General features: G+C 46.4%; 1 rRNA gene. It reads right to left on the bottom strand.

Annotated elements, in window-relative coordinates:
* Positions 1 to 33 precede the first annotated feature (33 nt).
* Positions 34 to 2,934: ribosomal RNA gene (locus VJI93_RS08135) — 23S ribosomal RNA — on the bottom strand.
* Between the last annotated feature and the right edge of the window lie 33 nt (positions 2,935 to 2,967).

A 2,967-nucleotide genomic window follows, 5' to 3' on the forward strand; every position in this document is an offset into this window, starting at 1 on the left:
TTAAAACCCCTTACAACTAAAGAGTATATATTTCTGGTCAAGCTTTCGATTTATTAGTATCAGTTAGCTTTGATGTTGCCACCTTTACACCTCTGACCTATCTACGACATTTTCTGTATCGAATCTCTCTTGCATTGCTGCAACAGGAAATCTCATCTTGAGGGGGGCTTCGTGCTTAGATGCCTTCAGCACTTATCCCTTCCAGACTTAGCTATTCAGCATTACCATTGGCATGATAACTGATACACCAGCGGTCTGTCCATCCCGGTCCTCTCGTACTAAGGACAGCTCCTCTCAAATTTCCTTCGCCCACGATGGATAGGGACCGAACTGTCTCACGACGTTCTGAACCCAGCTCGCGTGCCTCTTTAATGGGCGAACAGCCCAACCCTTGGGACCTACTCCAGCCCCAGGATGAGACGAGCCGACATCGAGGTGCCAAACCTCCCCGTCGATGTGAACTCTTGGGGGAGATAAGCCTGTTATCCCCGGGGTAGCTTTTATCCGTTGAGCGATGGCCCTTCCACTCGGTACCACCGGATCACTAAGTCCTAGTTTCCTATCTGCTCCACTTGTTGGTGTCGCAGTTAAGCTCCCTTTTGCCTTTGCACTCTTTGAATGATTTCCTTCCATTCTGAGGGAACCTTTGAACGCCTCCGTTACTCTTTAGGAGGCGACCGCCCCAGTCAAACTGCCCAACTGACAGTGTCCTTATACTCGCTTCAGAGTATCAAGTTAGAAATTTAGTATCAAAAGAGTGGTATCCCAACAGTGACTCCACGAAAACTGGCGCTCTCGCTTCTTTGTCTCCCACCTATCCTGTACATTTAATACCAAATTCCAATGCCAGCCTACAGTAAAGCTCCACGGGGTCTTTCCGTCCTATCGTGGGTAAGTCGCATCTTCACGACTACTACAATTTCACCGGATCCTTTGTTGAGACAGTGCCCAAATCATTACACCTTTCGTGCGGGTCGGAACTTACCCGACAAGGAATTTCGCTACCTTAGGACCGTTATAGTTACGGCCGCCGTTTACTGGGGCTTAAGTTCTATGCTTCGATTGCTCTTACATTTCCCCTTAACCTTCCAGCACCGGGCAGGTGTCAGCCCCTATACTTCATCTTTCGATTTAGCAGAGACTTGTGTTTTTGGTAAACAGTTGCTTGGGCCTATTCTCTGCGACCACTCTATGCTCCATACGTATGTATCTCACATCTAATGGTACCCCTTCTCCCGAAGTTACGGGGTCATTTTGCCGAGTTCCTTAACAAAGGTTCTTCCGCGCGTCTTAGGATTCTCTCCTTGCCTACCTGTGTCGGTTTTGGTACGGGTATCTTCTCACTCAATAGTACCTTTTCTTGGCAGTTTGGAATCTGTTGCTTCACTACTTGTTTTTCGCTCCCCATCACATCTCGATATTAAGAATAGGGATTTGCCTCTATTCTCTACCTACTTGCTTAGACGTGCTCTACCATTCACACGCTCAACATATCCTCCTGCGTCAGTACATCTCTTAAACATTCAAAGATAGTACAGGAATCTCAACCTGTTGTCCATCGCTTACGCTTTTCAGCCTGGGCTTAGGTCCCGACTTACCCTGAGAGGACGAGCCTTCCTCAGGAATCCTTAGGCTTTCGACGGGAGGGATTCTCACCCTCCTTTTCGCTACTCATGCCAGCATTCTCTCTTCTGTAAAGTCCACTTCGCCTTCCAGCTTAGCTTCACCCCTTACACAATGCTCCTCTACCACTAATTTACATTAGTCCACAGCTTCGGTATTAGATTTTAGCCCCGTTCATTTTCGGCGCTCTACCACTTGACCAGTGAGCTATTACGCACTCTTTAAATGTATGGCTGCTTCTAAGCCAACATCCTGGTTGTCTGAGTAGTAAAACATCCTTTTCCACTTAATCTATATTTAGGGACCTTAGCTGGTGGTCTGGGCTCTTTCCCTTTCGACTATGAAGCTTATCCCACATAGTCTGACTCCCAATCATCATTTATCAGGTATTCGCAGTTTGATAACTTTCGGTAATGTCTAACACCCCTACGGTATTCAGTGCTCTACCCCCTGTAAACTAAATTGAGGCTAGCCCTAAAGCTATTTCGAGGAGAACCAGCTATCTCCAAGTTCGATTGGCTTTTCACCCCTATCCACAAGTCATCCGATAGCTTTTAAACGCTACCCGGTTCGGTCCTCCATGAAATTTTACTTTCACTTCAACCTGCCCATGGATAGATCACCTGGTTTCGGGTCTATGGCATACGACTTATTCGCCCTATTCAGACTCGGTTTCCCTACGGCTCCGTAACTTCATTACTTAACCTTGCCGCACACCATAACTCGCTGGCCCGTTCTACAAAAAGTACGATATCATCTCTCTTAAGACTCTATCTGCTTGTAGGCATAAGGTTTCAGGTTCTATTTCACTCCCCTCCCGGGGTTCTTTTCACCTTTCCCTCACGGTACTATTCTCTATCGGTCACTGAGTAGTATTTAGCCTTAGGGGGTGGTCCCCCCATATTCACACAGGATTTCTCGTGTCCCATGCTACTCTTTCTAAGTCAGAATCGGTTAGATTTCGTTTACAAGACTTTCACTTTCTTCGGTTGATCTTCCCATACCATTCAACTATCCTTCTTCTTCCTTAACTTAATTTGGGCTCTTTCCATTTCGCTCGCCGCTACTTTGAAAATCGAATTTTTTCTTTCTTTTCGTCTGGCTACTTAGATGTTTCAGTTCACCAACTTTTCCCTCTTGTTGCTATGTATTCACAACAAGATACTTGAGGTTTGCTCAAGTGGGTTTCCCCATTCGGACATTCCCGGATCAATGGATATTTGCTCCTCCCCGAGACTTTTCGCAGCTTGTCACGTCCTTCTTCGGCTCTCAGTGCCAAGGCATTCACCTTATGCCCTTGGTCGCTTGACCAGAAATATATTTCTCTTTAATTGTCAGGTTTCT

It is taken from the genome of Parvimonas sp. M20, from assembly GCF_035282425.1.
In the GTDB taxonomy this organism is placed as follows: domain Bacteria; phylum Bacillota; class Clostridia; order Tissierellales; family Peptoniphilaceae; genus Parvimonas.